The sequence below is a fragment of the Nonomuraea sp. NPDC050536 genome (assembly GCF_044457685.1).
Taxonomy (GTDB): Bacteria; Actinomycetota; Actinomycetes; order Streptosporangiales; family Streptosporangiaceae; genus Nonomuraea.
In genome coordinates, this window is the sequence record NZ_JBITHD010000025.1 from 1 (window position 1) to 23,471 (window position 23,471).

At 70.1% G+C, this 23,471-nt stretch carries 29 protein-coding genes and 1 pseudogene; 16 read left to right on the forward strand and 14 right to left on the reverse strand.

From position 1 onward, the window contains the following. Nucleotides 1-106 precede the first annotated feature (106 nt). From ACIBHX_RS44260 to ACIBHX_RS44275, 4 genes are all read left to right on the forward strand, one after another. Entirely contained in the window at nucleotides 107-412 is a 306-nt protein-coding gene (locus tag ACIBHX_RS44260) for a hypothetical protein (RefSeq protein WP_397073981.1), read from the forward strand. A gap of 206 nt (nucleotides 413-618) precedes the next feature. Next, nucleotides 619-1,497 carry a VOC family protein gene (locus ACIBHX_RS44265; RefSeq protein WP_397073983.1) on the forward strand — a complete coding sequence of 293 codons (879 nt, stop codon included), beginning with the start codon at nucleotides 619-621 and terminating at the stop codon, nucleotides 1,495-1,497. Nucleotides 1,498-1,500: 3 nt separating this feature from the next. Next, the gene (locus ACIBHX_RS44270; protein ID WP_397073985.1) at nucleotides 1,501-2,733 is read left to right on the forward strand and encodes a carboxylesterase family protein; all 1,233 of its coding nucleotides are present in this window, start codon (nucleotides 1,501-1,503) and stop codon (nucleotides 2,731-2,733) included. Between the two features lie 21 nt (nucleotides 2,734-2,754). Further along, entirely contained in the window at nucleotides 2,755-3,735 is a 981-nt protein-coding gene (locus tag ACIBHX_RS44275) for an Lrp/AsnC family transcriptional regulator (RefSeq protein WP_397073987.1), read from the forward strand. A gap of 246 nt (nucleotides 3,736-3,981) precedes the next feature. Here the strand turns inward: ACIBHX_RS44275 and ACIBHX_RS44280 are convergent, their stop codons facing one another. Both ACIBHX_RS44280 and ACIBHX_RS44285 read right to left on the reverse strand, forming a co-directional pair. Beyond that, nucleotides 3,982-4,317, reverse strand: coding sequence for a hypothetical protein (locus tag ACIBHX_RS44280; RefSeq protein ID WP_397073988.1), 336 nt, complete (start codon nucleotides 4,315-4,317; stop codon nucleotides 3,982-3,984). A gap of 197 nt (nucleotides 4,318-4,514) precedes the next feature. Further along, nucleotides 4,515-5,090: a TetR/AcrR family transcriptional regulator gene (locus ACIBHX_RS44285; RefSeq protein ID WP_397073990.1), complete on the reverse strand. Its 576-nt coding sequence runs from the start codon at nucleotides 5,088-5,090 to the stop codon at nucleotides 4,515-4,517. Nucleotides 5,091-5,165: 75 nt separating this feature from the next. On the opposite strand from ACIBHX_RS44285, the gene ACIBHX_RS44290 reads away from it, so the two are divergent. Both ACIBHX_RS44290 and ACIBHX_RS44295 read left to right on the forward strand, forming a co-directional pair. Continuing rightward, nucleotides 5,166-6,122 carry an alpha/beta hydrolase gene (locus ACIBHX_RS44290; RefSeq protein WP_397073991.1) on the forward strand — a complete coding sequence of 319 codons (957 nt, stop codon included), beginning with the start codon at nucleotides 5,166-5,168 and terminating at the stop codon, nucleotides 6,120-6,122. A gap of 344 nt (nucleotides 6,123-6,466) precedes the next feature. Next, nucleotides 6,467-6,952: a hemerythrin domain-containing protein gene (locus tag ACIBHX_RS44295; protein ID WP_397073993.1), complete on the forward strand. Its 486-nt coding sequence runs from the start codon at nucleotides 6,467-6,469 to the stop codon at nucleotides 6,950-6,952. A gap of 234 nt (nucleotides 6,953-7,186) precedes the next feature. Here the strand turns inward: ACIBHX_RS44295 and ACIBHX_RS44300 are convergent, their stop codons facing one another. The 5 genes from ACIBHX_RS44300 to ACIBHX_RS44320 form a co-directional block, all read right to left on the reverse strand. Next, entirely contained in the window at nucleotides 7,187-7,516 is a 330-nt protein-coding gene (locus ACIBHX_RS44300; RefSeq protein ID WP_397073995.1) for a hypothetical protein, read from the reverse strand. 246 nt (nucleotides 7,517-7,762) lie between these two features. Then, nucleotides 7,763-8,605 carry a fumarylacetoacetate hydrolase family protein gene (locus ACIBHX_RS44305; RefSeq protein WP_397073997.1) on the reverse strand — a complete coding sequence of 281 codons (843 nt, stop codon included), beginning with the start codon at nucleotides 8,603-8,605 and terminating at the stop codon, nucleotides 7,763-7,765. Then, on the reverse strand, nucleotides 8,598-9,494 hold the full coding sequence (locus tag ACIBHX_RS44310; protein ID WP_397073998.1) for a 3,4-dihydroxyphenylacetate 2,3-dioxygenase: 897 nt from the start codon (nucleotides 9,492-9,494) through the stop codon (nucleotides 8,598-8,600). The genes ACIBHX_RS44305 and ACIBHX_RS44310 overlap by 8 nt, the downstream gene beginning before the upstream one ends. Then, nucleotides 9,482-10,906 carry an aldehyde dehydrogenase gene (locus ACIBHX_RS44315; protein WP_397073999.1) on the reverse strand — a complete coding sequence of 475 codons (1,425 nt, stop codon included), beginning with the start codon at nucleotides 10,904-10,906 and terminating at the stop codon, nucleotides 9,482-9,484. Before ACIBHX_RS44315 ends, ACIBHX_RS44310 begins: the two co-directional genes overlap by 13 nt. Then, a complete protein-coding gene (locus ACIBHX_RS44320) occupies nucleotides 10,903-11,709 on the reverse strand; it encodes an acetoacetate decarboxylase family protein (protein WP_397074000.1) in 807 nt (268 codons plus the stop codon). Before ACIBHX_RS44320 ends, ACIBHX_RS44315 begins: the two co-directional genes overlap by 4 nt. Before the next feature lie 98 nt (nucleotides 11,710-11,807). On the opposite strand from ACIBHX_RS44320, the gene ACIBHX_RS44325 reads away from it, so the two are divergent. Together ACIBHX_RS44325 and ACIBHX_RS44330 are read left to right on the forward strand one after the other, a co-directional pair. Continuing rightward, nucleotides 11,808-13,115, forward strand: coding sequence for a glutamine synthetase family protein (locus tag ACIBHX_RS44325; RefSeq protein WP_397074001.1), 1,308 nt, complete (start codon nucleotides 11,808-11,810; stop codon nucleotides 13,113-13,115). Next, entirely contained in the window at nucleotides 13,093-14,319 is a 1,227-nt protein-coding gene (locus ACIBHX_RS44330; RefSeq protein WP_397074002.1) for a cytochrome P450, read from the forward strand. The genes ACIBHX_RS44325 and ACIBHX_RS44330 overlap by 23 nt, the downstream gene beginning before the upstream one ends. Before the next feature lies 1 nt (nucleotide 14,320). Here the strand turns inward: ACIBHX_RS44330 and ACIBHX_RS44335 are convergent, their stop codons facing one another. Next, entirely contained in the window at nucleotides 14,321-14,824 is a 504-nt protein-coding gene (locus ACIBHX_RS44335; protein ID WP_397074003.1) for a MarR family winged helix-turn-helix transcriptional regulator, read from the reverse strand. A gap of 155 nt (nucleotides 14,825-14,979) precedes the next feature. On the opposite strand from ACIBHX_RS44335, the gene ACIBHX_RS44340 reads away from it, so the two are divergent. Further along, the gene (locus tag ACIBHX_RS44340; protein WP_397074004.1) at nucleotides 14,980-15,900 is read left to right on the forward strand and encodes a TIGR03619 family F420-dependent LLM class oxidoreductase; all 921 of its coding nucleotides are present in this window, start codon (nucleotides 14,980-14,982) and stop codon (nucleotides 15,898-15,900) included. Here ACIBHX_RS44340 and ACIBHX_RS44345 read toward each other — a convergent pair. Further along, the gene (locus tag ACIBHX_RS44345; protein ID WP_397074005.1) at nucleotides 15,897-16,079 is read right to left on the reverse strand and encodes a hypothetical protein; all 183 of its coding nucleotides are present in this window, start codon (nucleotides 16,077-16,079) and stop codon (nucleotides 15,897-15,899) included. The genes ACIBHX_RS44340 and ACIBHX_RS44345 overlap by 4 nt on opposite strands. 67 nt (nucleotides 16,080-16,146) lie before the next feature. On the opposite strand from ACIBHX_RS44345, the gene ACIBHX_RS44350 reads away from it, so the two are divergent. Then, nucleotides 16,147-16,968, forward strand: coding sequence for an SDR family NAD(P)-dependent oxidoreductase (locus ACIBHX_RS44350; protein ID WP_397074007.1), 822 nt, complete (start codon nucleotides 16,147-16,149; stop codon nucleotides 16,966-16,968). A gap of 6 nt (nucleotides 16,969-16,974) precedes the next feature. On the opposite strand, the gene ACIBHX_RS44355 is transcribed toward ACIBHX_RS44350, so the two are convergent. Both ACIBHX_RS44355 and ACIBHX_RS44360 read right to left on the reverse strand, forming a co-directional pair. Further along, complete coding sequence (locus ACIBHX_RS44355; protein WP_397074009.1) at nucleotides 16,975-17,481, reverse strand: GNAT family N-acetyltransferase; 507 nt, start codon at nucleotides 17,479-17,481, stop codon at nucleotides 16,975-16,977. Nucleotides 17,482-17,557: 76 nt separating this feature from the next. Next, the gene (locus tag ACIBHX_RS44360; protein ID WP_397074010.1) at nucleotides 17,558-17,731 is read right to left on the reverse strand and encodes an aldehyde dehydrogenase family protein; all 174 of its coding nucleotides are present in this window, start codon (nucleotides 17,729-17,731) and stop codon (nucleotides 17,558-17,560) included. On the opposite strand from ACIBHX_RS44360, the gene ACIBHX_RS44365 reads away from it, so the two are divergent. The 4 genes and pseudogenes from ACIBHX_RS44365 to ACIBHX_RS44380 all read left to right on the forward strand — a co-directional run bounded on the left by ACIBHX_RS44365 (nucleotide 17,715) and on the right by ACIBHX_RS44380 (nucleotide 19,478). Beyond that, on the forward strand, nucleotides 17,715-18,035 hold the full coding sequence (locus ACIBHX_RS44365; protein WP_397074012.1) for an aldehyde dehydrogenase family protein: 321 nt from the start codon (nucleotides 17,715-17,717) through the stop codon (nucleotides 18,033-18,035). The two genes, ACIBHX_RS44360 and ACIBHX_RS44365, sit on opposite strands and share 17 nt — an antisense overlap. Next, a pseudogene (locus ACIBHX_RS44370) lies at nucleotides 18,035-18,415 on the forward strand (3,4-dihydroxyphenylacetate 2,3-dioxygenase); the annotation flags it as partial. The gene ACIBHX_RS44365 and the pseudogene ACIBHX_RS44370, both read left to right, overlap by 1 nt. A gap of 56 nt (nucleotides 18,416-18,471) precedes the next feature. Further along, complete coding sequence (locus ACIBHX_RS44375) at nucleotides 18,472-18,717, forward strand: hypothetical protein (RefSeq protein WP_397074189.1); 246 nt, start codon at nucleotides 18,472-18,474, stop codon at nucleotides 18,715-18,717. 92 nt (nucleotides 18,718-18,809) lie between these two features. Continuing rightward, nucleotides 18,810-19,478 (forward strand): GntR family transcriptional regulator, encoded by a 669-nt coding sequence (locus ACIBHX_RS44380; protein ID WP_397074013.1) that lies wholly within the window; start codon nucleotides 18,810-18,812, stop codon nucleotides 19,476-19,478. Between the two features lie 197 nt (nucleotides 19,479-19,675). On the opposite strand, the gene ACIBHX_RS44385 is transcribed toward ACIBHX_RS44380, so the two are convergent. From ACIBHX_RS44385 to ACIBHX_RS44395, 3 genes are all read right to left on the reverse strand, one after another. Then, a complete protein-coding gene (locus ACIBHX_RS44385; protein ID WP_397074184.1) occupies nucleotides 19,676-20,068 on the reverse strand; it encodes a DUF6345 domain-containing protein in 393 nt (130 codons plus the stop codon). 10 nt (nucleotides 20,069-20,078) lie between these two features. Continuing rightward, a complete protein-coding gene (locus ACIBHX_RS44390) occupies nucleotides 20,079-20,411 on the reverse strand; it encodes a hypothetical protein (protein WP_397074015.1) in 333 nt (110 codons plus the stop codon). A 126-nt stretch (nucleotides 20,412-20,537) separates the two neighbouring features. After that, on the reverse strand, nucleotides 20,538-21,713 hold the full coding sequence (locus ACIBHX_RS44395; protein WP_397074017.1) for an MFS transporter: 1,176 nt from the start codon (nucleotides 21,711-21,713) through the stop codon (nucleotides 20,538-20,540). A 63-nt stretch (nucleotides 21,714-21,776) separates the two neighbouring features. On the opposite strand from ACIBHX_RS44395, the gene ACIBHX_RS44400 reads away from it, so the two are divergent. Continuing rightward, nucleotides 21,777-22,703 carry a LysR substrate-binding domain-containing protein gene (locus ACIBHX_RS44400; protein ID WP_397074019.1) on the forward strand — a complete coding sequence of 309 codons (927 nt, stop codon included), beginning with the start codon at nucleotides 21,777-21,779 and terminating at the stop codon, nucleotides 22,701-22,703. Continuing rightward, entirely contained in the window at nucleotides 22,700-23,443 is a 744-nt protein-coding gene (locus ACIBHX_RS44405) for an NUDIX domain-containing protein (protein ID WP_397074021.1), read from the forward strand. The genes ACIBHX_RS44400 and ACIBHX_RS44405 overlap by 4 nt, the downstream gene beginning before the upstream one ends. Nucleotides 23,444-23,471 lie beyond the last annotated feature (28 nt).

A 23,471-nucleotide genomic window follows, 5' to 3' on the forward strand; every position in this document is an offset into this window, starting at 1 on the left:
CATCCGCACAGCTTGGCGCACACGCGCCGTCCAGAGCATCCGCCGGACGGCGCGTCACATCACAACGAGGCAAACATTGCCTGATGCGGCACTAGAGGCCCGGCGCGTGCAACGGAACACCGACGAGTTGCTCGCCGAGCCGGCACCGATGTTCGCCCGGGTCGAGCCCCGCCTGCAGGCCGCCAAGTACATCCGTGCCGTCATGTCCGACCTGCCCAAACGCAACGGATGGACGATCGCCGAGCACGATGGGGACCGCTCGCCTGCCCCCACCCTGCGGCTGCTGAACCGGGCCCGCTGGGACACCGCCAACGCCATCAGCGTGGTGCGCCGCTTCGCCGTTGCCCGCGGTCGTCCTGGCGGGTTTCGGGATCGGCCCGGGCCTGCTCGATGTGTATCACCTCGGAGCTGATCGTGGCGTCCGACAGGCCGGCAGCCGCGGGCCATCTCCGGAGCCTCCGATGCCACCGAATTCCAGACGCCCTGACGAACTCGAAGCGCGACAACAAGCGCATGGTCTGCGATGGATTCCAACACTGCATGTCGTGATATGTCGGAATCCATCATTCAGATCTCGGTAGCTGGAATGAACTCCAGCTCAAAAGCAGTCTGTGAGGCATGACCGATCGCGACATCGACAGGATCGACCACTCCGTTCTCTACACCACCGACATGGACACCACCGCGCGGACGTACGAGCGGCTTGGCTTCACGCTCAGCCCACTGTCCATGCATATGGGCTCCGATCGCCCCGGCAGCGAGCGTAAGCCGATGGGGGCCGGCAACCGGTGTGCCCTGTTTGGCCGGACGTACCTGGAGCTGCTCGGTCTGTTCGGGGATGGCTCGGTCGACCCGTGGAACATCCGCCCGCTGATCGCCCAGTACGAGGGCCTGCACGGGTGTTCGTTCGGCTGCGGCGACGCCGAGACCGTCGAGAAGCGGCTGCGCGAGACAGGGTTGTCGTCGTCCGGGGTGCTGCCGTTGCAACGGGACGTGGAGACCCCTGACGGTGTGGCGACGGCGCGGTTCCAGGCGGTTCACCTCGACCGCGCGCTCACCCCGGAAGGCCTGATCCACATAGCGCGCCACCTGACGCCCGAACTGATCCACCAGCCCCGCTACCTGGAGCACGCCAATGGCGCCACCCACCTGCACAGTGTGCTGCTGGTGGTGGATGACGCCGAACTGGAGGCCACCGTCGCCCGCTACGCTCGCACCCTGGGCACCGGGCCGGTCGCCGAGGGGCTCCGCCACATCCTTCCCCTCACGGTGGGTCAGATGGAGATCGTCGCGGTCTCCGCTTTCGGGGAGGTCCTGCCCGGCGAGCCGGTGCCCGCGCTGCCGTACCTTGCAGGGCAGGCCGTCGCTGTCAAGAACGTCAGTACAGCCCGTGCCCTGGTGGAAGGCAACGGCTTCACCGTCCGCGAGCTGTCGGGCGGGTTCTTCGTCGGTGCCCGCGAGGCCTGCGGTGCGGCAATCGCCTTTCTGGAGGTCTGAAAGATGACCATCCTTGTTCATGCGCCCGCCGGCGCACTGCGCGGTGTTTCCACCGGAACGGTCACGGCGTTTCTCGGTATCCCGTACGGCAGCGCCGGGCGATTCGCCGCGCCGCGACAGGCTCCCGCCTGGGAGGGGGTGCGGGACGCCGATCGGCCGGGTCAGGCGGCCCCGCAGCATTCCTCCCGGTTGGAACGGGTCATGGGGCCGGGCAGCGGTCTCGTCCAGGATGAGGACTGCCTGTCCCTGAACGTCTGGACTCCGGGCGGCGCCGGGCTGCCGGTGCTGGTCTGGCTGCACGGTGGCGGTTTCTCCAGCGGTTCGGGCGCGGAAGCCTGGTACAACGGCGCCCTGCTGGCCGAGCGCGGCCGGATGGTGGTCGTCACGGTCAACTACCGGCTGGGCGCCCTGGGATATCTGTACCTGTCGCCGGAGTTCGGCCCGGCCAACCTCGGCCTGCTCGACCAGATCGCCGCGTTGGGCTGGGTACTGGAGAACATCGCCGCGTTCGGCGGCGACCCCGGTCGCGTCACGCTGGCCGGTCAGTCCGCCGGGGCGCTGTCCGCGCTCGCACTGTTGGGCCATCCGGCCGGTGCCGGCCTGTTCCAGCAGGTCATCATGCAGAGCACGCCGACCGGGGTCCGACCGTACGGCCAGCGGGAGGCGACCGAGATCGGCCGACGTCTACTGGAGATCCTCGGCCTGCACCCCGACGAAGCGGGGCAACTGCGGACCCTGCCGGTCTCCCGCCTGCTGGCCGCCCAAGGAGAGCTCGCACGGCGCATGGCTGCGCCGTTCACGGTGACCCCACCCTTCCAACTGGTCGCCGACAGCGGCGTGCCCGCCGACCTGCTCGCCGAGGCCTCTGGCGACATGCCCATGCTGATCGGCACCACACGCGAGGAGGCCTGGGCGTTCTTCCCCGGCGCCCCGGCGGATGTGACCGGGCGGCTCTTCGGCGACGGCAGTCTGCAACTGGCCCAGCAGGCCCGTTCGTCCTTCGCCTACCAGTTCGATTGGTCGTCGCCCGGCAGCGCGTTCGGCGCCTGCCACTGCATCGAACTGCCCTTCGTGTTCGGCGACCTGAGCGCCTGGCATGCAGCACCGATGCTGGCCGGCGCTGACCCCACCGACTTACGGCGGCTGATGGAGGAGGTGCAGCGGGCCTGGACGGACTTCGTCCACACTGCCTCGCCCGGCTGGCCATCGTTCCCGCACGTCAGGCACTTCGCCTAGGGTCCGATTACCCTGACGCGGGTGAGTTCCCTGGTCCTGGACGAGCTCGACCGCTCGATCGTCCACGCACTGCACATCGACGGGCGCGCGCCCTTCAGCCGCATCGCGTCGGTGTTGAGCGTGTCCGATCAGACGGTCGCACGGCGTTATCGCAGACTTCGGTCTGCCGGATCACTCAAGGTGGTCGGCCTGCCGAACGCTCGACGGCTGGGCTGGGTGGAGTGGTTCGTCCGGATCCAGGCGACACCCGACGCGGCGGTGCCCGTCGCCGACGCACTGGCTCGCAGGCCGGACACCTCCTGGGTCTGCCTCACCTCCGGCGGTACAGAGATCGTCTGTGTCACTCGGGCGCGCAGTGCCCACGAACGCGACGCGCTGCTGCTCGGACAACTGCCCAGGACACCGCGAGTTACCGGTGTCACGGCGCACTGCCTGCTACGCACGTTCGCAGGCGGTCCGTCCGGCTGGCACGGCAGAGCCGACTCGCTCACCCCCGATCAGGTCGGTGCCCTCGCCCCCGAACCACCCCACCACTCACTGGAACAGGTCTTCCTGCAGGAAGGCGACGAACAGCTGCTGGCCATCCTGGCCCGCGACGGCCGCACAACCTACCCCGATATCGCCAAAGCGACCGGCTGGTCGGAGATGACGGCCAAACGAAGACTGGCGCAGCTACGCCGGCGCGGCGCGCTCTTCTTCGACGTGGACATCGATCCGGTGCTGCTGGGATTCGAGACGCTAGCCATACTCTGGCTGACCGCTGATCCGGCCCAGATGCGCCCGACAGCCGAGGCCATCGCCGCGCATCCCGATGTGGCCTTCGCCGCCGCCACCACCGGCCCGACCAACCTACTGGTCTTCGTCGCCTGCCGCGATGTGGATGCACTGTACGACTTCCTTGAGCGCGGAATAGGAAGCCTGCCGGGAATCCGCCAGTTGGAGAGCGCACCCGTCATCCGCAACAGCAAGCGTGTCGGTGCGGCCCAGACACCCGGTCCATGAGCCAGAAACGCCGCGTCCCCCGCCATGCTCCGCCCGCGACGGGCAAACCAATGACTCCACAGGGTTGAGCCGGTGCCGGATAGACCAACCGCCGTGGCAAGGTCGGTGAGCCGGACCGGGCCGGGGAGCATCCGTGGCAGTACCTCCATGGCGGCTGTCAGCCCGGGGTTACATCGAGCGGGGGAAGCGCTCCAGCCCTCGACGAGCGCCGCCGGCGTTTGCGTTTGAGGAGATGGCGGCAGCATGTCATGGGCGGCGGCGATCCAGTCGTCCGCGCGGGGCGCCGGAGAGCTCGTCTGCCAGGCGGCGGGCTGGAGCGCTGTCCGAGTCGAGATAGAGCATGGTGGCAATGGCGTCGGCATCGCCATGCACGGCGTGCGGGGTGCGGGTGGGGATGACCGCGGTCCGGAACGGTCGGCGGGTGCCGTGGGCGTCGGACAGTTCGACGTGCCCCGCGGTCACGATGGGGACCTGCACCGCGGCGTGGGCGTGGGCGTCGGTGGTGCCCACAGAGCCGGCGAAGGCGAGCCAGCCGGGTCGCAGCATGGTGCTGCCCCGCCACGTTTCCGTGGGCGTGGTCATGGCAACGCTCCGGCGGAGGTGGATTGAGGCGGCTCGATCGCCTGCTCGATGGTCATGTGATCCAGAGCGTCCCGTACTACCCCGTCGGGGTTTACGGTGGTGGCCAGGGTGACGCCCACGTCGGCGAGTGGTGTCGCCTTCACCGGGCGGGCCGGGCAGGCCAGGCCGTCGACCTGGTCGAACGGAAGCCGCGAGGTCTAGGTCAGACCGGCACCGTCGTCGAAGTGCAGCAGAACCATCTCGACCAGTGCGGCGACGTCGGCGTCGACCATCGGCTCGCCGGTCATGCCCATCCGGTGGAGCAGGGTTCCGACGACGGCGTCGATGAAGAACAGGACCCGGTTCTCCGGCTCGCCGAGCGCTTCCTGGAGCGTGAGCCGGTACGGGTCCTGCAAGCGCGTGGACAGCACCTCGCGCAGGGCCGGATCGCTGACGGCGTCACTGAACACACCTGCGAACGCGTCGCCCACCCCCGGCTCGCTGATCTTCGCTGCGATCCAGTGGATGGCCGAAGACATGAGCTCGGCCCGGCTGGTGCCCTCCAGCGGCACCGGGCCGAACGCGTCCAGGAGGCAGTCCACGATCAGCGCGCCCTTGGACGGCCAGCGACGGTAGATCGTCGTCTTCGCGACGCCGGCCGCGGCGGCGATGCGGTCGACGGTGGCACGCGCGTAGCCGAGCTCCTGGACCGTGCTCAGCGTCGCGGCGAAGACCACGTCGTTGACGCCGGAGCGCGGGCGACCGGGTGGTCTGGCGGATGTGGCCGATGTCATACCTACACGATACCCATTTCCGCTACCTTGAGTATCGATACCTCCGGTAGTGAAACTGTCTGACGAGGAGAAGACATGAGCGAGGTCACCAATACGGAGTCGTGGCGGCAGGCCCCGGGAGGGGAGCCGGACTGGTTGGCGATGACGGCCGAGGAACTGGTCGCGTACCGCGACGCGGAGAACCGCAGGCGGGCGTCCCCTGAGGCCCGGGCGATCACCGGGTTTCCGGATCCCGGCGCCGCGATCCAGTGGCAGGAGGTGGCGCTGCCCGGCCGCGAGCTTCAGGTCCGGGTGTACCGGCCGTCGCATGGGCGCGACGACCTGCCACTCGTGCTCCACGTGCACGGAGGCGGGTTCGTGGGTACAGCGGTGCAGTGCGACTGGGTCAACAGCCACCTCGCCGCCCAGCTGCCCGCGGTCGTCGTCTCCGTCGAGCACCGCCTCCTCGACCCGGAGACTCCGCTGTCGGCGGCCGTGGACGACGCCTGGGACGTGCTCCGGCACGTGGGGCAGCACGCCGCGCAGTGGGGTGTCGACCCGGGGCGGACCGCGGTCTTCGGCGAGAGCTGCGGCGCGTTGATCAGCGCCCTGGCCGCGATCCGGGCCAAAGCGGCCGGCCTGCACCTCAAGGCGCAGGTGCTGGTCAACCCCGCTGTCGATGTGACCGAGACGATGTTCGACCACGCCTCGTTCACCGAGCACGCGCACACCCCCACCCTCACCGTGCCGGTGCTGCGGCTGTTCCACCGGTTCGCTGTTCCACCGGGAACCGATCCTCGTGCACTGTCGCCGCTGTATGCCGACGACCTGAACGGGCTGGCCCCAGCGCTCGTGGTGGTGCCGACCGCTGATCCGCTGGCCGATCACGGCCGCGCTTACGCCGAACGACTGCGAGCGGCCGGGACGCCCGCCAGGCTCACCGAATACCCCGGAGTGGGTCACGCGTTCCTCAGCATGCCGGGGGTGGTGCCGCAGGCGAAGGCCGCGGGGGCGGAGATCCTCGAGTTCCTCCGAGAGGCACTCTCCGGGTGACGGGTTTCGGCCTGCCGGTTTGTGTTGGACATCGTTGCCGCCACGGACGAGATGACTGCGGGTTGATCGACACAGCCGGTGGGCCGACCCGGGAATAGGATCGTCGGCTCCACCACGGACGCCCGACCCGGCCGCCTCCGAAGTCGTATCGTTCCCGGTCCACGCGGACGACCTCGCCGGCATGCGATCTTGTCGCGCATCCCATGAGCGGTCGAGTCGTCGCGGGGACACCGGGCGGCCGATCCCTTCAAACCGCTACAGAGCCGAAAACCCCGGTATCTCCTGGTCTTTGGACCCTACGAGTAACCGAAACCAAACCCGCCGACAGCGTGAGGAACCCTCCGATGCCCAACCAGCCGCACACCGCCACCACCGCCGACCACTCCCGACTGACCGCCTTCGGCGACCATCTGATCGCCCTTCACGACGATCTCCGCCGCGACATCGCCGCCCTGCGCAAGGAAGCATCACAGCTCCCCGCCGACGGCGACAACCTCGACCCGCTCGTCCTGCCCGAACGGCTCCACAGCCACTGTCTGTCCTTCTGCGAGGCACTGGACGCCCACCACACCACCGAGGACCAGTCGATCTTCCCCTTCCTGGCCCAGGAACATCCCGAACTGTCCGAGGTGCTGGACCGTCTAGCCTCCGACCACCGCACCATGGCGACCCTCCTGACCGACCTCCGCAAACTCGCCGCAACCCCCTCCGCCCCCGACTTCCACGCGGATCTGGAACGCCTGTCGGTCGAACTCCTCACCCACCTCGACCGCGAGGAGCACTACCTCGTCCCGGTCCTCAACTCCCTGACGCACTTTCCCGGACACTGACGTGCCACCGGCTCGCCACGCAGCTGCGGCAGCCCGTCAGCGAGCAAGCTCCGACCAGGCGGTGAGGTAGGCCGGTCGGCCCGGCCACCATTGGGAGCCGGTGCAGGGCAGGCCGCCCGTGCGGCTGCACGACTCCGCCATGGGGCCGCCTCGCTGATACTGGCCGCCGGAGTCGATCTGAAGGTCGTGCAAGGATCTTTTATCGGCTAATCCCTCTCCACGGGGTGGAAGTACCTACAGGTCTGCGTAGGTCGCCACTTGATCCTCACGAGGAGGCCGGATGTCCGCCTTCATTCCCCACCTCGACAGCCGGATGTCATCAACGGTCCGGAACCGCTCGTCGCCGTCCACGAGGCCCGGAGCGACGACCGGTTCGTCGTAGGAGCTCCGGCATCGGCGTACGAGCTGGTCCTGGCCGAGCCACAGCCGCCACTCCACCGGGAGCTTCGCGTACTTACCGGTAGGTCTGGTGTTGAGCGGGATCCGGACCTCGGGGTTCACCTTGTACAGTTCGCCCAGGGTGATCCGGCCCTGATAGAGGGTGGTGCGCACTTTGTCGTACATCCCTGCCGGACGCTTGACGGCGGCCGTCGCCAGGACGGCCTTTCGCGAAGCGCGGTCACGGACCCGGGGGTGGGCTCCCGAGGGGCATCCACCTGGCCACGGTCTCGGGTGGGCGTTAAAAGTCAAGAGCGCCCGAGCGATAGCGAGGTCCTTTCATCAGGGTGGGCTCCCGGGGAGCAACCACCTGGGCACGGTCTTGGGCGGGCGTTCAGAGTCAAGAGCGCCCGGGCGATGGCGAGGGTCTTTTCAGTGGGGTGGGCGGATGCCGCGGTGTTCCCAGTCGCCGCCGAGGGCGGTGGAGAGGACCTGCTCCGAGGCGGTCGGCTGGGCGCCGTACTCCTGGGGGATGGGGGTGGGGCCCTCGACCACGTGGTTGGTGAGGGTGCCCAGGCCCTCGACCTCCACCTGCACCACGTCGCCAGGCTCGACGGGGCGGGAGTTGGCCGGGGTTCCCGACAGCAGGACGTCGCCGGGGTTGAGGGTGATGGTGCGGGCGATGTCGGCGACCAGGTAGTGCATGTCCCAGGTCATCTCGTCCGTCGAGCCGTCCTGGGCCACGACGCCGTTGACGTAGGTTCTGATGCGCCTGCCGCGGAAGTCCCAGTCGTCCACCAGCCCGGGACCCAGCGGGCACAGCGTGTCGGAGCCCTTGACCCGCAGCATCGACCCGGCGTCCGTGTCGCGGAAGTCGTGCAGGCCGAAGTCGTTGCCGATGGTGTACCCGGCGATGTACGCGCCCGCCTCGGCGGGTGTGATGCCGCGTGCCGTACGGCCGATGACGATCGCCACCTCGCCCTCGTAGTTGAGGTAGGAGCACCCTGCCGGCCGAACCACCGCGCCCCCGTGGGCGTTCAGCGAAGACGTGGGCTTGTGGAAATACGTGGGCGCCGCGGGCAGGCGAGCCTGGAACTCCGAAACCCGGCTGCGGTGGTTCAGATGCACCGCGACGATCTTGGTGGGCTCGCAGGGCGGCAGGTGCACGGCCTCGTCCACGGCAACGGTCCGGCCGTCACCGCCGACGAGCACGTCACCTTCGCGCCGCATCGGAGTGACGGCGCCGTCGAGCAGGATCCTGCGGTACTCAGGCATGGGTCTCCTTCGGCGCGGGGAAGCCGCCCTCCGGGCGGTCGAACCACAGGTGGGCCTGCCCGGTTCCGACGGAGTTCTCGTAGGAGCCGAACAGCCGCCCGCGCGCCATGCACGACTCCTCGCCAAGCGCCCCCAGCATCATGAGGTAGTGCCCGAAGCCCGCCTCGGGGCGGTACTTCATGAACTCCGGCATGGTGGCCAGCACCCGCGCGTGGTCCCCGGCCTCCAGCCAGGCGATCCGCTCCAGGTCTGCCGCGCGGGCCTGCGGCGTGCGGATGTGCGCCGGGTCGGAGGACTCGTGCGCGCGCAGCTCCCGTAGCGGCCAGAACGTGTGCGACATCGCCCCCGAGGCGATCAGCAGCACCCGCCGGTCGCTGTCGCGGATCGCCTCCCCGAGCGCCCGCCCCAGCCGCAGGTGGTCCTCCGCGTCGCCCGTCTGGCACACCCCGATCGACAGCCACGGCCGCTCCGGCACGCCCAGGTAGGTCCACAGGTTGACCGTCGCGTAGTGGACCGGCAGGTAGGGGTCGTCGATCGCGGTGATCCACGTCCCGTGCCGCTCGGCCCGCGCCTCGATCATCCGCGCCAGCCCAGGATCCCCCGGGAAGTCGTACGGCATGCGGCACATCCCGCGCGGCAGCTCGTCGGAGGTGAACAGCCCGGCCCTGCGCGCCTGGGCGGCCACCACGAACTCGACGGTCGTGGCCCAGTGCGAGTCCAGCACGACCACCGTGTCGTAGGAGCCGGAGTCGAACACCTCGGCCCGCAGCCGGCGCAGCCCGGTGACCAGGCTGATCTCGCGGCCCTCGTTCAGCTCCCGCCGGGTCTGCTCCGGCAGCACGATCGTGGGCACGTGGGCCAGCAGGCCCGCCCCGATCACCTCGCCCATGGCGCGCTCACGGTGTTCTTGACGTCGCAGTAGAAGTCGAAGCTCCAGTCGCCGCCCTCGCGGCCGACCCCCGACCGGCGGGCGCCGCCGAAGGGGGCCCGCAGGTCGCGGACGAAGAAGCAGTTCACCCAGACCGTGCCCGCCACCAGGCAGGCGGAGACGCGCTCGGCCCGCGCGGGAGAACCGGTGACCAGGGTGGCGGCCAGGCCGTAGTCGGTGGAGTTGGCCATCGCGACCGCCTCCTCCTCGTCGGCGAACGTCTGCAGCGTCAGCACGGGACCGAAGACCTCCTCAGTGAGGATCTCGCTGCCGGGCTTGGTGCCGGTCAGCAGTGTCGGTTGGTAGTAGAGGCCGCCGAGGTCCCGGTTGGGGCCGCCGCCGAGCACCGGGGAGGCGCCTTCCGCGACGGCACGCCGTACGAAGGCGTCGATCTTGTCGAACTGGCGGGGGTGGATCTGCGGGCCGAGGTCGGTGTCCGGATCGCGCGGGTCGCCCTGGCGCAGCGCGGACGCCCTGGCCAGGAAGCGTTCCTGGAAGTCCGCGGCCACGGACTCCTCGACCAGCAGGCGGACGGCGGCCAGGCACACCTGCCCGGCGTTGTCGTACTGCTCCACGGCCAGGTCGGCGGCCAGGTCCAGGTCGCTGTCCGCGAACACCAGCAGCGGCGACTTGCCGCCCAGCTCGAGCGACAGCGGGGTGAGGTTGGGCGCGGCCGAGGCGGCGATCGTCCTGGCCGTGGCGACCGAGCCGGTGAAGCTGATCCTGCGCACCCCGGGGTGCCCGGTCAGCGACGGCCCGACCTCGGCGCCGTATCCCTGGACCACGTTGAAGACCCCGTCCGGCAGGCCCGCCTCGGCCGTGATGTCCGCCAGCAGCGAGGCGGTCAGCGGGCTCCACTCGGCGGGCTTGAGCACCACCGTGTTCCCCGCCGCCAGGGCCGGCGCGATCTTCCACGTGGCCAGCATCAACGGCGCGTTCCACGGCGTGATCAGTACGGCGACGCCGGCCGGATCCCAGCTGACGTGGTTGGCGTGCCCGCGGGTGTCGAAGTCGTCGCGCCCCAGCCCGAGCAGCCAGTCGGCGAAGAAGCGGAAGTTGTGCGCCACCCTCGGCATGACGCCGCGCAAGTGCGAGCGCAGCAGCGCGCCGTTGTCGGTGGTCTCCACCATGGCCAGCTCCCGCGTGCGGCGCTCGACCCCGTCGGCGATGGCGTGCAGCAGCCGAGCCCGCTCCTCGCGCGAGGTCCGCGCCCAGGCGGGGAACGCGTCCGCCGCCGCCCTGACCGCCAACGCGGCCTCGTCAATGCCGCCCCTGGCCACGTGGGCGAGCACGCTGCCGTCGATGGGGGAGTGGTCCTCGAAGCGTTCGGCGGAGGGCACGCGCTCGCCGCCTATCCAGTGGTCGACGTTCATGAGCCCTCCGCTTCGCTGGTGCCCGACTCCAGCAGCGCGCCGCCGTTCCACGTCACCCCTAGCTGCCGGTAGTAGCCGCCGACGACCTCCTCCACGGTCAGCGCCGCCAGCTCCTCGGTGGGCGCCTCGAACAGCTCGAGCGTGGCCTGTCCCGCCCAGGCCTGCCCGCCCTCGAACGACTCCGCCCCGCTGGAGATCAGCTCGTCCAGCGCCAGCCCCCCGCCAGGGGCGATCGACGGCAGCCAGCGGTGGTGGGCCATCGGGTGGGCGTTGACGAACCCGTTGTGCGGGCTCGGGCCGCTCAGCCGTACCACCGCCTGGGCCAGGCGCCGGTCGGCGGCGGCCAGCGTGGCGCCGAGCGCGCCGCCCGCGGCCAGGCGTGGGGCGGCCTGGCCGTAGGGGTGCGGGCGGGTCAGGTGGATCGAGCCGAGCTTCTTCGGATAGCCCTGGTGCAGCCCGCGCACCAGCGCGAAGTCCTTGTCCACCCAGATGTAGACGCACCTGGAGTACACGCGGTCCCGGTAGGAGCAGCGGATCACGACGAAGCACTCCTTGTACTGCGCGCGCACCGGGTCGAGGAGCTCCTCACCCGAGTCCGAGCAGGACTGCCAGTCGGCCCAGATGATCGCGACCGCGCCGGGATCGTCAGGGGCCAAACCGAGTGGCGGCGGCAGCAGCTCGGCCACTCTGGCGGGGTCGGTCCTGTACTCGACGGTGAGCAGGTCGCCCGAGTAGTGCCACGGTGGCGGGGGGATCAGCGATGCGCGGCCCGTCGCCGACTTGGGGGTGAAGAAACCGTGCACAACCTCTCCAGTTCATTTGGATCCTTACGATATGCGGAGGGGGTTGTTCGCGGCTATATGCCTGCGTAATGTTTGTGGCCAAATGAGAGGAGATGCCGGTGAGCGCGGACACCGTCGAGCGCCTGCGGCAGGCGGGCGTGGACGTCGTGAGGATCTGCTACCCCGACCTCATCGGCGTCGAACGCGGCAAGGACGTCCTGCTCGACTCCCTTCCCGAAGTGGCCGAGCACGGGCTGTCGTTCTGCCAGGCGGCCTACTACACCTCGCCCCAGGCGGACGTGGTCCCGGTGCCCGGCGGCCTCGACCGCGGGCTTCCCGATATCACGATAAAACCGGACTTAGCCACGGTGAAGGAGCTTCCGTGGGAGCCAGGCGTCGCGCACTGTCTGGGCGACGCCTACCTGCCCGGCGGGCGGCCGTTCCTGGAGGAGCCCAGGGCCGTGCTCAGGGCCGCCATCGCCCGGCTGGCCGAGCTGGGGCTGGCCGGGGTGGTCGGGCCCGAGCTGGAGTACTTCCTGTTGGAGCCCGACGGCTCCCGCTACGACGGCGGACCGGGCAACGCCTACATCGTCGGCAACAAGGGTGACAAGTCCGGGCACCTGCTGCGGACCATGCGGTCGCTGAAGTGGCTCGGTGTCACGATGGGCAACCACGAGTTCAGCCCCGGTCAGTTCGAGATCAACCTGCGCCACGGCGAGCCGCTGGACGCCGCTGACCGGGCGTTCCGGCTGAAGACGGCCGTCAAGGAGCTGGCCAGGGCCGACGGGCTGAACGCCACGTTCATGGCCAGGCCCTTCAACGATGAGGGCGGCTCGGGCTTCCACGTCCACCTGTCGTGCGAGGGGCCCGACGGGGTCAACGTGTTCGCCGACGCGGCCGCGCCGTACCAGCTGTCCGAGCAGGCCATGCACGCCATCGGCGGCGTGATCGCGCACGCGCCCGCGCTGGCGGCGCTGCTCAACCCGACGATCAACTCCTACAAGCGGTTCGGCCCCGACAGCCTGGCCCCCTGGCTGAACGACTGGGGGCTGGACAATCGCAGCGCCATGCTGCGGGTGCCGCCCGAGCGCGGCGCCGCGACCCGGCTGGAGGTACGGCTGGGCGACGCCTCCGCCAATCCCTACCTCGGCATCGCGGGCCTGCTCGCGGTCGTGTATCTGGGCATCAGGGACAAAGCTGAGCCGCCGGAGCCCCTCGACGGCTACGGCTACGACCCGGCCAGGGCGGCGGTGCTGCCGATGTCGCTGCCCGCCGCGCTGGACGCCCTGGAGGCCGACACCGAGCTGACCGGGGTGCTGGGCAAGGAGTTCACGGCGGCGTTCCTCGCCTACAAGCGGGATGAGGTGCAGCGCTTCTCCCGTTACGTCACCGATTGGGAGTTCCGTGAGTACGCCTACCATCTGTGACCTGGCCGACCCCGCGAACTTCCTGGACGGCGTCACGCCGTGGCGCACCTTCGACGTGCTGCGGGCCGAAGATCCGCTGCACTGGCAGGACGAGGGCGAGCATGGCAGCGGCTTCTGGTCGGTCACCCGGCACGCCGACATCGTGGCCGTGGCGAGCGACCCGGAGACGTTCACCTCCGAGGGGTTCACGAACCTGGAGGAGGTGGACGCGCGGCAGGCGGAGATCAGGCGCTCGATGCTGGAGACCGACGGGCGGCGGCACCTGGCGCTGCGTCGCCTGCTGCAGCGGGACTTCACTCCCAAGGCCGTGGCCGGCTACGAGGTCTTCCTCCGCGGCCTGGCCGCCCTCACCGTCGATAGGCTGAAAAATCAGGACAAATTCGACTTCGTGCGGGAGATCGCGGCGGACTTCCCGATCAACGTGCTGGCCCGGATGCTCGGCCTCTCCGACACCCAGCAGCTGATCGACTGGGGCAACCAGATCATCGAGAACACCAACCCGGACAAGCTCTCCGATTCCGAGCAGTACCGGGACCTGCCCTTCCGCAGCCCCGCCTCGCTCGAGGTCTTCGAGTACGGCAGGCGGCTCGCCAGGCAGCGGCGCGGCGGCGACGGCACGGACCTGGTCAGCAAGCTGGTCAACCAGACCCCGCTGGACGGCATCCCGCTGTCGGAGCGCGACTTCGACAACTACTTCCTGCTGCTGGTCGTGGCGGGCAACGAGACGACCAGGCACGCGATCTCGCACGCCATGCTGGCCCTCATCGACCACCCCGGCCAGGCAGACCTCCTGCGCCGGGACCCGTCCCTGATGCCGACGGCGGTGGAGGAGTTCCTGCGCTGGGCCTCGCCCGTCTACCACTTCCGCCGCACCGCCACCCGCGACGTCGTCATGCACGGCAGGACGATCAGGCGCGGCGACAAGGTGGTCATGTGGTTCGCCTCGGGCAACAGGGACGAGCGCGTCTTCCCCGACCCCTACCGGTTCGACGTGACGCGCCCGCGCAACGACCACCTGGCCTTCGGCAAGGGCGGCCCGCACTACTGCCTCGGTGCCGGCCTGGCCAAGCTGGAGCTGCGGGTCCTGTTCGAGGAACTGCTGCCGCGGGTGCAGGGGATCCAGCTGGCCGGCGAGGTGCGGCGGGTTCGGTCGAACTTCGTCAACGGCATCAAAGAGCTGCCGTGCCGAACACCAGGACGTTGACTCAGCGGTCGACGCTCTCCAGGTGCTCGAGCACGCGGCGCAGCGAGGCCGCCAGCTCGCGCCGCTGCTCGCCGTCGAGCTCCTTGACCACGAAGGCCTCCTGCCGGTTGAAGTCGGGGAACAGGTCCCGCATCAGCCGCTCCCCGGTCGCGGTGAGCGACAGCATGACCCGCCGCCGGTCCGTCGAGTGAGTGGATCGGCGCAGGTAGCGGTAGGACTCCAGGGTCTTCACCACGCCGGTCAGCGTGCCCTTGGAGATGCCCGCCTCGGCGGCCACGTGCCTGGTCTCGCTCTCGCCCCAGATCCACACCACCCACATCACGACGAACCCGGTCCAGGTCAGCCCGGTGTCGCGCAGCACCGTCCGCTCCAGATGGTTGCGGATCGCGGAGGAGGCCCGGTAGATGTGCGAGACCGCCCACATGGCCTCGAAGTCGATGTTCATCTCGCCGAGCCGCCGGCCGATGGCCTCCTCGGTCTGCCGCAGCGTGTGGTGTCCGGTCACTGATACATCGTATGGGACCGAACGGTTCACTCCGTATGTGCTACGGCTGATGCCCTAGAAGCGATCATGGCGCGAGCCCTTTGTTCGATCGTACGGTTCCGAACGACATACGGCAAGGACTGTACATAGGCTGGTCGTTTGGATACGAATTTGTTGTGCCGATACCACGTATGCAGCTCGTGCTGTCCGAGAACTGGACGATGACCCGCGATCTCCCCGCGCTGGTGCGCTGGGCGCGGGAGGCGGAGCACGCCGGGTTCGATTCCGTGATGATCAGCGAGCACGTCGTGCTGGGGCCCGACGCCGGAGCCGCCGGGCGGATGGCCAATCCGCGCGAGTACGCCCTGCCCGGCAACCAGGATCCGTTCACGCCGTGGCCGCACTCGCTCACGCTGCTGGCGGCCATCGCCTCGGTCACCTCCCGGCTGCGCCTGGCGGCGGCGGGGGTGCTGGCGCCGCTGCGGCATCCGCTGGTGCTCGCCCGCGAGCTCGGGACCCTGGACCTGCTCTCTGAAGGGCGGCTGATCGTGCTGCCCACGGTGAGCTGGAGCCGGGACGAGTACGCCGCCTTGGGGGTGTCCTTCGCCGATCGGGGGCGGCTGCTTGATGAGCATCTGGAGATCTGGTCCCTGCTGTGGGGGCCGTCGCCGGTGTCCTACGACGGCGCGTTCTATTCCTTCAAGGACGTCTACTTCGAGCCGAAGGCGTATCGGCCGACCGGGCCCGTGCTCTGGTTCGGCGGCGCGGGCATGAGCTCGCACCTGCTGCGGCGGCTGGTGCGGTGGGGGAGCGGCTTCAATCCCCTCGGGTATCCGGGTGCCGCCGACATGCGGGCGCTGGCTTCCGGGCTGACCGCGCACGGACGGACTCTGTCGGAAATAGAGCTCGTTGGAGGAACTCGCGCGAAATTTCCGGACAGTGACTCGTGTGCGCCTCTGGAGGCCGCGCTGGAGCACATCCCTCAGCGCATGGCCGAGGGATACACCACCTTCTGCATCAAGCCCTCCCAGTTCATCGACGACCCGGCGAAGGTCGGCGAGTTCTGCCGCGAGGTGATGCGCCGGGTCTCGTGCTAGAGCGCCTCCCTGACCAGGGCCGTGTCCGTGAACTGCTCGAAACGGCGGGCGACGCCGTCCTCCAGGTGCCACACGTGGGCGAAGCGGGCGCGCATGTACCTGCCCGTCGCCCTGTACGTGCCGACGACCACGATCACGTCGCCGCCGTCGACGTTCCACCCTGCGGGGCGATCGCTCATGGTGCCACCTTCCTCCATGAAGTCGTCTATGAAGTCATATATTTTCTATTGCAAAGGAGGAGTGCCGATGAGGCTCCACGGCAAGGTCGCGCTCATCACCGGCGCGGGCACGGGCATCGGTGCCGCCACGGCCCACCGCTTCGCCGCCGAGGGCGCCCAGGTCTTCCTGACCGGCCGCCGTCCCGGGCCTCTGGAAGAGGTGGCGCTCGAAATCGAGAAAGCGACCGCGGTCAATGCGGGCGCTTCATGGCCTGTCGTCGCGACGTTCGCCGCCGACATGGCCGTCACGGGGCAGGCACGCGCGGCCGTCGCCGCCTGCCTGGAGCGCTTCGGACGGCTGGACGTCCTGGTGGCCAACGCGGGAGGTCACGGCGGGGAGGCCGTCGCGGACACCGGTGACGAGTCCTGGCAGGAGGCCCTGCACGCCAACCTCAACACCTGCTTCGTGACCTGCCGCGAGGCGCTCCCGGCGCTGATCGACGCCCGGGGCGGCATCGTCATCGTCTCCTCGATCGCCGGCCTCGCCGCCGGCCCCGCCGTATCCGGATATGTCACCACCAAGCACGCCCTCATCGGCCTCACCCGCTCGATCGCCCGCGACTACGGCCCCTCAGGCGTCCGCGCGAACTGCCTGTGCCCCGGCTGGGTCATCACGCCCATGGCCGACGACCAGATGGACTTCCTCGTCGAACGCGACGGCATCACCCGGGAGGAGGCCTACGCCCTCGTCACCAAGGACGTCCCTCTCCGCCGCCCCGCCACCCCCGAGGAGATCGCCGCGATCTGCCTCTTCCTGGCCTCGGACGAAAGCGCCATCATGACCGGCTCGGTAGTGGTGGCAGACGGCGGCGCCACCGCCGTAGACCTCCCCACCCTCCCCTTCACCTAATGGGAGCTACCGGGGACTCGCACCCGGCTGTCGCACCATGTAGACGTCGATGGGGTCCTGAAGCTCCACGATGAACCCGTGGCGCTCGTACAGTCGCCGGGCCGCGCTGCCCTGCAGGACATTCAGGCGGACGAGCACGCCGTCGGCGTCGATCTGCTTCAACAGCGTTCGCAGGACAGCCGATCCGAGCCCCCGGCCCTGGAGGCCAGGAGCGAGATAGAAATGCTCCAGCCACCGCCCGTCCTCGGCCGGGCGCACAGTGACGCACCCCGCGAAGGCGCCATCGGCCACGATGACCGACGTGTACTGCGAGGAGAAGGAATCCCGCAGCCGCTGCCGGACCCGATGCTCGTCGAACCGTCCCAACCGCTCCAGGTCCGGACGCATCACCGTTGCCCGCAGCTCCGCGATCGCCCCGACATCCGCCGGCTCAGCAGAACGCAGCACCCATTCCACGGGCCGACCCGACTCGATCCCCGGCGCCACCCCGTCCGCCCTCGCACTCGTATCCATGGCCGGAGTATCTCAATCGCCCGCTGTGACCACGCACGCAGCAGGAGGCCGGTGGCCTCGTGCGGTGGTTGGGGGGTCAGGTGGGGAGGGGGTCGGTGGCCATGTGGATGACGTGGGGTTCGGTGTAGACGTCGATGCTGTGGCGGCCGCCCTCGCGGCCGAGGCCGCTGGATTTGACGCCACCGAAGGGCGTGCGGAGGTCGCGGAGTGTTCCACGGGGTGATGAGCCGACCATGTTCGGCGACGTCACCGACGAGATGGCCATCGCCCGCGAGGAGGTCTTCGGCACGGTCATCCCGGTGCTCGCCTACGACGACCCGGACGAGATCGCCGGGCGGGCCAACGGGCTGGAGTACGGCCTGGCCGCCTCGATCTGGACCGACGACCTGTCCACCGCGCACCGGCTGGCCGCCGGCATCCGCGCCGGAGCCGTCTTCATCAACATGATCCACGTCCCCGACGCGGCCACCAGCTGGGGACGCGAGATGGGACCGTACGCCATCGACGCCCACACCGAGGTCACGGGCGTCTGGACGCACCTGGGAGGCGCCTGATGGGTGAGCTCGTCCTCGCCGCCAAGATCACACACGTGCCGTCGATCTGGCTGTCCATCCAGCCGGGAAAGCACTTCGGCATCCGCAGGCCGGCCGAGCTGGCGCTCACCGAGATCGGCCGCAGGGCACGGGAGCGCGGAGCCGACACGTTCCTGATCGCCGACACCCACTGGATGAACAGCATCGGCTTCCACCTGAACGGCAGGCGCCGCCACCGCGGCTCCTTCGCCAGCCACGAGCTGCCGCACTTCATCCACGACCTGGAGTACGACTACCCGGGCGACCCCGACCTGGCCGAGCTGGTCAGGCAGGAGATCGTCGCCGGCGGGCAGAAGGCCCTGGTGTACGACTACCGCGACCTCGGCCTGGAATACGCGACGCTGGTGCCGATGTACTTCATGAACGCCGAGTCCGACATCCGGATCCTGCCGATCGGGTGCAACATCTACTCCTCCATCCAGGAGAAACCGCCGAGTTCCTCGACCTGCTGCCCGACTACAACCAGCGGTGCACGGGCGAGGGCGCGATGGCCGACACGGCGATGCTCTTCGGCCTGCTCGGCTGGCGCTTCCACACCGGGATGGGTGAGCAGCACTGCCCGTATCTCGGCTCGACGGGCACCGGCCAGGTGGTCGTGGACTTCACGATCCCGCTGTCAGATACGATCGAAAATCATATCTGAACGTCAACGGCGAGCTGTTCGCCACGAGCCATCTCCAACCGGGTCCGGATTCTTACCCGCACCGAAGTGCCGGGTTTCCTGCGGAGGTTTTGGTGAGCACCACGAAGAAGCGGGCCATAGGGGGCTCCAAGGCTGAGATCAGCTACGAGCTGCTGCGCTCCCGCATCCTCGACGGCACCTACGGGCCCGGCTACCGCCTGGTCATGGACCAGCTCGCGCGTGAGACGGGTGTGAGCACGATCCCGCTGCGCGAGGCCGTACGGCGCCTGCAGTCCGACGGGTTGGTCGAGGTGGTGCGCAACATCGGCGCCCGGGTCGCGGTGTTCGACTCAGTACAGGTCGAGCACACGCTGAACGTGCTGGCGCGGCTGGAGGGTTACGCCACGGCGATCTGCGCACCGCGCATGAACGCCGCGCAGATTCAGGAGACGCGTGAGATCAACGCGCGGATGAAGTCGGCACTGGAGGAGTTCGACCCGACGTCGTTCACGGCGCTCAACAGGGAGTTCCACTTCTCGCTGTACCGGCACTGCCCCGATGAGCACCTCAACGCGCTGCTGGAGTCGGAGTGGGCGCGGCTGGACCACATGCGGCGCTCCAGCTTCACGTACGTGCCAGGGCGGGCGCGCAAGTCGGTGGAGGAGCACGACCACCTGCTCGAACTCATCGAGTCCGGGGCGGACGCGGACGTGATCGAGGAGGCGGCCCGCGCCCACAAGATCGCCACCGCCTCGGCCCTCCACAACGCCCGCCCCTCCTGACGGCGCCAGGGCACCTTGGTGACGAGGACTTTGACAGTTGAACGGCGTTTCATGCTGCGGGGAGGCGGGCCTGTGCCATTCGCTGGTCCAGGTGCTGTTCGATGGACGCGACGGCGGCAGTGAGTCCGGGCGGGGCGGGTCGGGGACGAGCTGGCCCCCTTCTGGGCGGACGCCGAGATGGTCGACCCCGGAGGGCCCTAACAGGTCGTCCACATCGCCGCGAGCGTCGTCGGCGACGTCGGGTCGGCGGACACGGAGCCGTGCCCCCACAGGTGGTCGCCGGACGGGTCGGCGCCGTTGCGCGCCACCCACATGCCGCCCACCCAGACGGTCGGCCCGTCAGGCGCCCCCGCGCCGTTCGTGCTCGGCTGCGTCTCCTGCCCGGTGCGCAGCCACGCGCTCAGCAAGGGCGTCCCCTGCTTGGCGTACGTGGTCAGCTTGGCGCCCTCGTCGACCCAGATGTCGTCGTTGCGCCGCCAGTCGGACTCCCAGGCGTTGGCCTCACCCCAGTTGAAGTTGACCAGCCAGCCGTCGGCCGCCAGCCCGTCGACGAAGCCCTGCGCGTCCTGCTGAGCCAGCGACCCGCCGATCCACCGCCGCCTACGACCGGGAAGTTCCCGATCTCGATGGGAAGTTCACCTGCACGTCAAGCGCGTGATCCTCGCGGCGTCCCGAGGTCTGCAGCGCCAGCTTGGTGCCGCCCACGGTGGGCCTGCCCACCCGGAACGGCTCGTCCTGCCTGAACTCCGGCAGCAGTCGGTGCTCGCGCGCGATCTTGATGGCTTGCTCGACGGCCTCCTCGTCGCTGGGGAGGGACAGGCGGGCCTGCGGGTTCCACAGCCGGCTTTCGTCGGCGGCGAAGCATGGGAAGTGTCGCCATGGGATCCATCTCTCCGTGGGGCGACTGGAACTGGAAGGGGACCGCGCTGTCATGCGCGGCCGCTGAGTCACCCCTATGCCCGCCCGGCCGCGGTGGCAATGCCCCACACCGCTGCATGGAGGTACGGTTACCGGACGCCTCCATGGCTCGGAGGGAGAGCCGGGCGGTGTACCGACCGCTCAGCCGGCCAGGCGGGACGAGCGGGCGGTGGCCAGGACCGCGACCACGCCCGCGAGCAGCCAGGAGGCGGACAGCGCGATCAGCCACGACCAGCCGAAGCGGCCGTACACGGCGGTGCCGATCGTGCCGCCCGCACCGCTGCCCAGGTAGTACAGCAGCGTGTACAGGCCCGCGGCGCGCCCGCGCGCCCCCGGCGGCGCCTCGGCCGCCACCCACGCGTTCGCCACCGCGTGCGCGGCGAAGAACCCGGCGGTCAGCACGGCGAAGCCGGCCACCACAGCGGGCAGCGCCAGGGAAAGCGTCAGCGCGGTGCCCGCCGCCGTCGCCAGCAGCGCCACGACCAGCGCTCTGGCCCGGCCGAGGCGGGCCACCAGGCGGCCGGCCGCCGCCGATGACGCGGTGCCGGTGGCGTAGGCCAGGAACACCATCGACGCCGCGGCAGGCGTCAGTTCGAACGGGGTGGCGGTGAGCCGGAACCCGGCCGCGTTGTAGATCGCCACGAACGCGCCCATGCCGAGCACCCCCACGGTGTACGGCGCCGCCAGCCGCGCCCAGGCACGCGCGCCCGCCTCCCGCCGCTCGGGCTCCGGCGGGGCGTGCCGTACGGGAAGGGTGGCGGGCAGGGTGATGGCGGTGAAGCAGGCGAAGGCCAGCGCCACGGCCGCGACCAGCACCAGCGCGCCGCGCCAGCCCAGGGGACCAGCCGCGAAGCCGACGCCGAGGCGGCCCAGCATGCCGCCCACCGAGTTCCCGGCGATCATGGCGCCCACCGCGGAGGCCAGCCGTACCGGGCCGAGCTGGTCGGCGAGGTAGGCGGCCGCGACGCCGGGGAAGCCGGCGATCGCCACGCCCTGCAGGGCCCGCAGCACCAGCAGCGCAGGATACGAGGGCGCGAACGGCAGCAGCAGGCCGAGCAGCGCCGAAGCGAGCACCGAGCAGACGATCACCAGCCGCCGGTCCACCCGCTCCGACAGCGCCGCCACCGGCAGCACGGCCACCGCCAGCGCGGTCGTGGCCACGCCCACCGCCAGCGACGCGCGGCCGGGATCGAGGCCGTAGGACGCGGCCAGCTGGGGCAGGACCGGCTGGGGCGCGTACAGCAGGGCAAAGGTGGACACGCCGGCCGCGGCGACCGCCACGCTCACCCGCCGGGTGTCGACTTCGAGGGCAACCACTCTGCAAAAGCTAAGCTCGGCTAACAAATACGTCCAATGCGGGTATATGCGATAATTCATGCTGTGACGTATGAATACCAGGTCACGGCCAAGCTGGCGCCCGCACTGGCGCTGCTGGCCGCCGTCGGCGAGACCGGCCACGTCACCCGCGCGGCCGAGCTGCTCGGCATCCCGCAGCCGACCGCCAGCCGCCGCCTGGCGGCGCTCGCCGAGGTCGTCGGGGCGCCGCTGGTGCTGCCCGACGGCCGCGGCGTCCGGCTGACCAGGGCGGGCAAGGCGCTGGCCGATTCGGCCTCGCGCGCGATGTCCGTCGTCGCGGGCGGCGTTCGGGAGGTGCGCGAGGAGATCGACCCCGGCAGCGGCCGCGTCGTGCTGGGGTTCCTGCACCTGCTCGGGCGGGCGCTGGTGCCGTCGCTGATCCGCGGCTTCCGCGAGCGCAACCCCGGCGTGCGCTTCACGCTCGTGCAGGGCTCCCGGCAGGACATGCTGGAGCGCCTGCGCGACGGCGAGCTCGACCTGGTGCTCGTCGCGCCGCCCCCGGACGACGATCTGGCACTGGCCGCCGCCCCGCTGGCCGAGCAGGAGCTGCGCCTGTCCGTCCCGCGCGGCCACCGCCTGGCCACGCGCGACCGGGTACGGCTGGCCGACCTGGAGGGCGAGGACCTGGTCACGCTGGAACACGGCTACGGCCTGCGGCAGATCATCGACGACCTGTGCGCCGAGGCGGGATTCGAGCCCAGGATCGCCTTCGAGAGCCAGGAGTCGGAGACCGTGCGTGGGCTGGTCGCCGCCGGGTTCGGGGTGGCGCTGCTGCCCCACGTCGGCGCCGTGCGATCCCCCGGCGTGGTGGACGTGCCGCTGGAGCCCCCGGTCTACCGGCAGATCGGGCTGAGCTGGCCCGCCGCGGACCGGCTCACGCCCGTGGTCCGCTCGTTCCGCGATCATGTACTGCGAACTGTCGGCGGCGACCGGCAGACTCGGGTGTCATGACCGACCAAGGACTGGCGAGGGTGCTGGGCGACGTGGCCGCTGAGCGGGCGGCGCAGGACGCGCGCTGGGGCGTGCAGGAGTTCCCCGACGGCACGGGAGGCGACGGCACGGCGGCCGCCGCCGACGCCGCCAAGCGGCAGGTGGGCGAGGCGTACGCGGCCGGCGAGCTGACCTGGCGCGACGTGCTGCACGAAGAGGTGCTCGAGGCCTTCGCCGAGGCCGATCCCGGACGGCTGCGGGCCGAGTTGATCCAGGTGGCGGCGGTGGCCGTCAAGTGGGTCCAGGCGCTCGACCGCCGCCCGGTCAAGCAGCGCTTCCGGGTGATCGTGGACGTCCACGTGCTGCTCGTCCGCGACGGCCGGGTCCTGCTGGGCAGGCGCGCCGGCACCGGCTACGGCGACGGCATGTGGCACCTGCCCTCCGGGCACCTGGAGGAGGGCGAGTCCGTGGTCGATGCGGCCTGCAGGGAGGCCCGCGAGGAGGTGGGCGTCGTCATCGAGCCGGGCGACCTGGCCTTCGCCCACGTGATGCACCGGGCGCCCGAGCGGGTCGGCCTGTTCTTCGTGGCGCGGAAGTGGACCGGCGAGCCGTACAACGCGGAGCCCGGCAAGTGCGCGGAGCTGGGCTGGTGGCCGCTGGAGGAGCTGCCCGCCGACACCATCGACTACCCGGCCGCCGCACTCAGGCACGTCGCCATGAGCGAGCCGTTCGCACTGCACGAATGGTCTACAAAGACTTGACGGCACGATAGCTCACTGTTGAACTTGG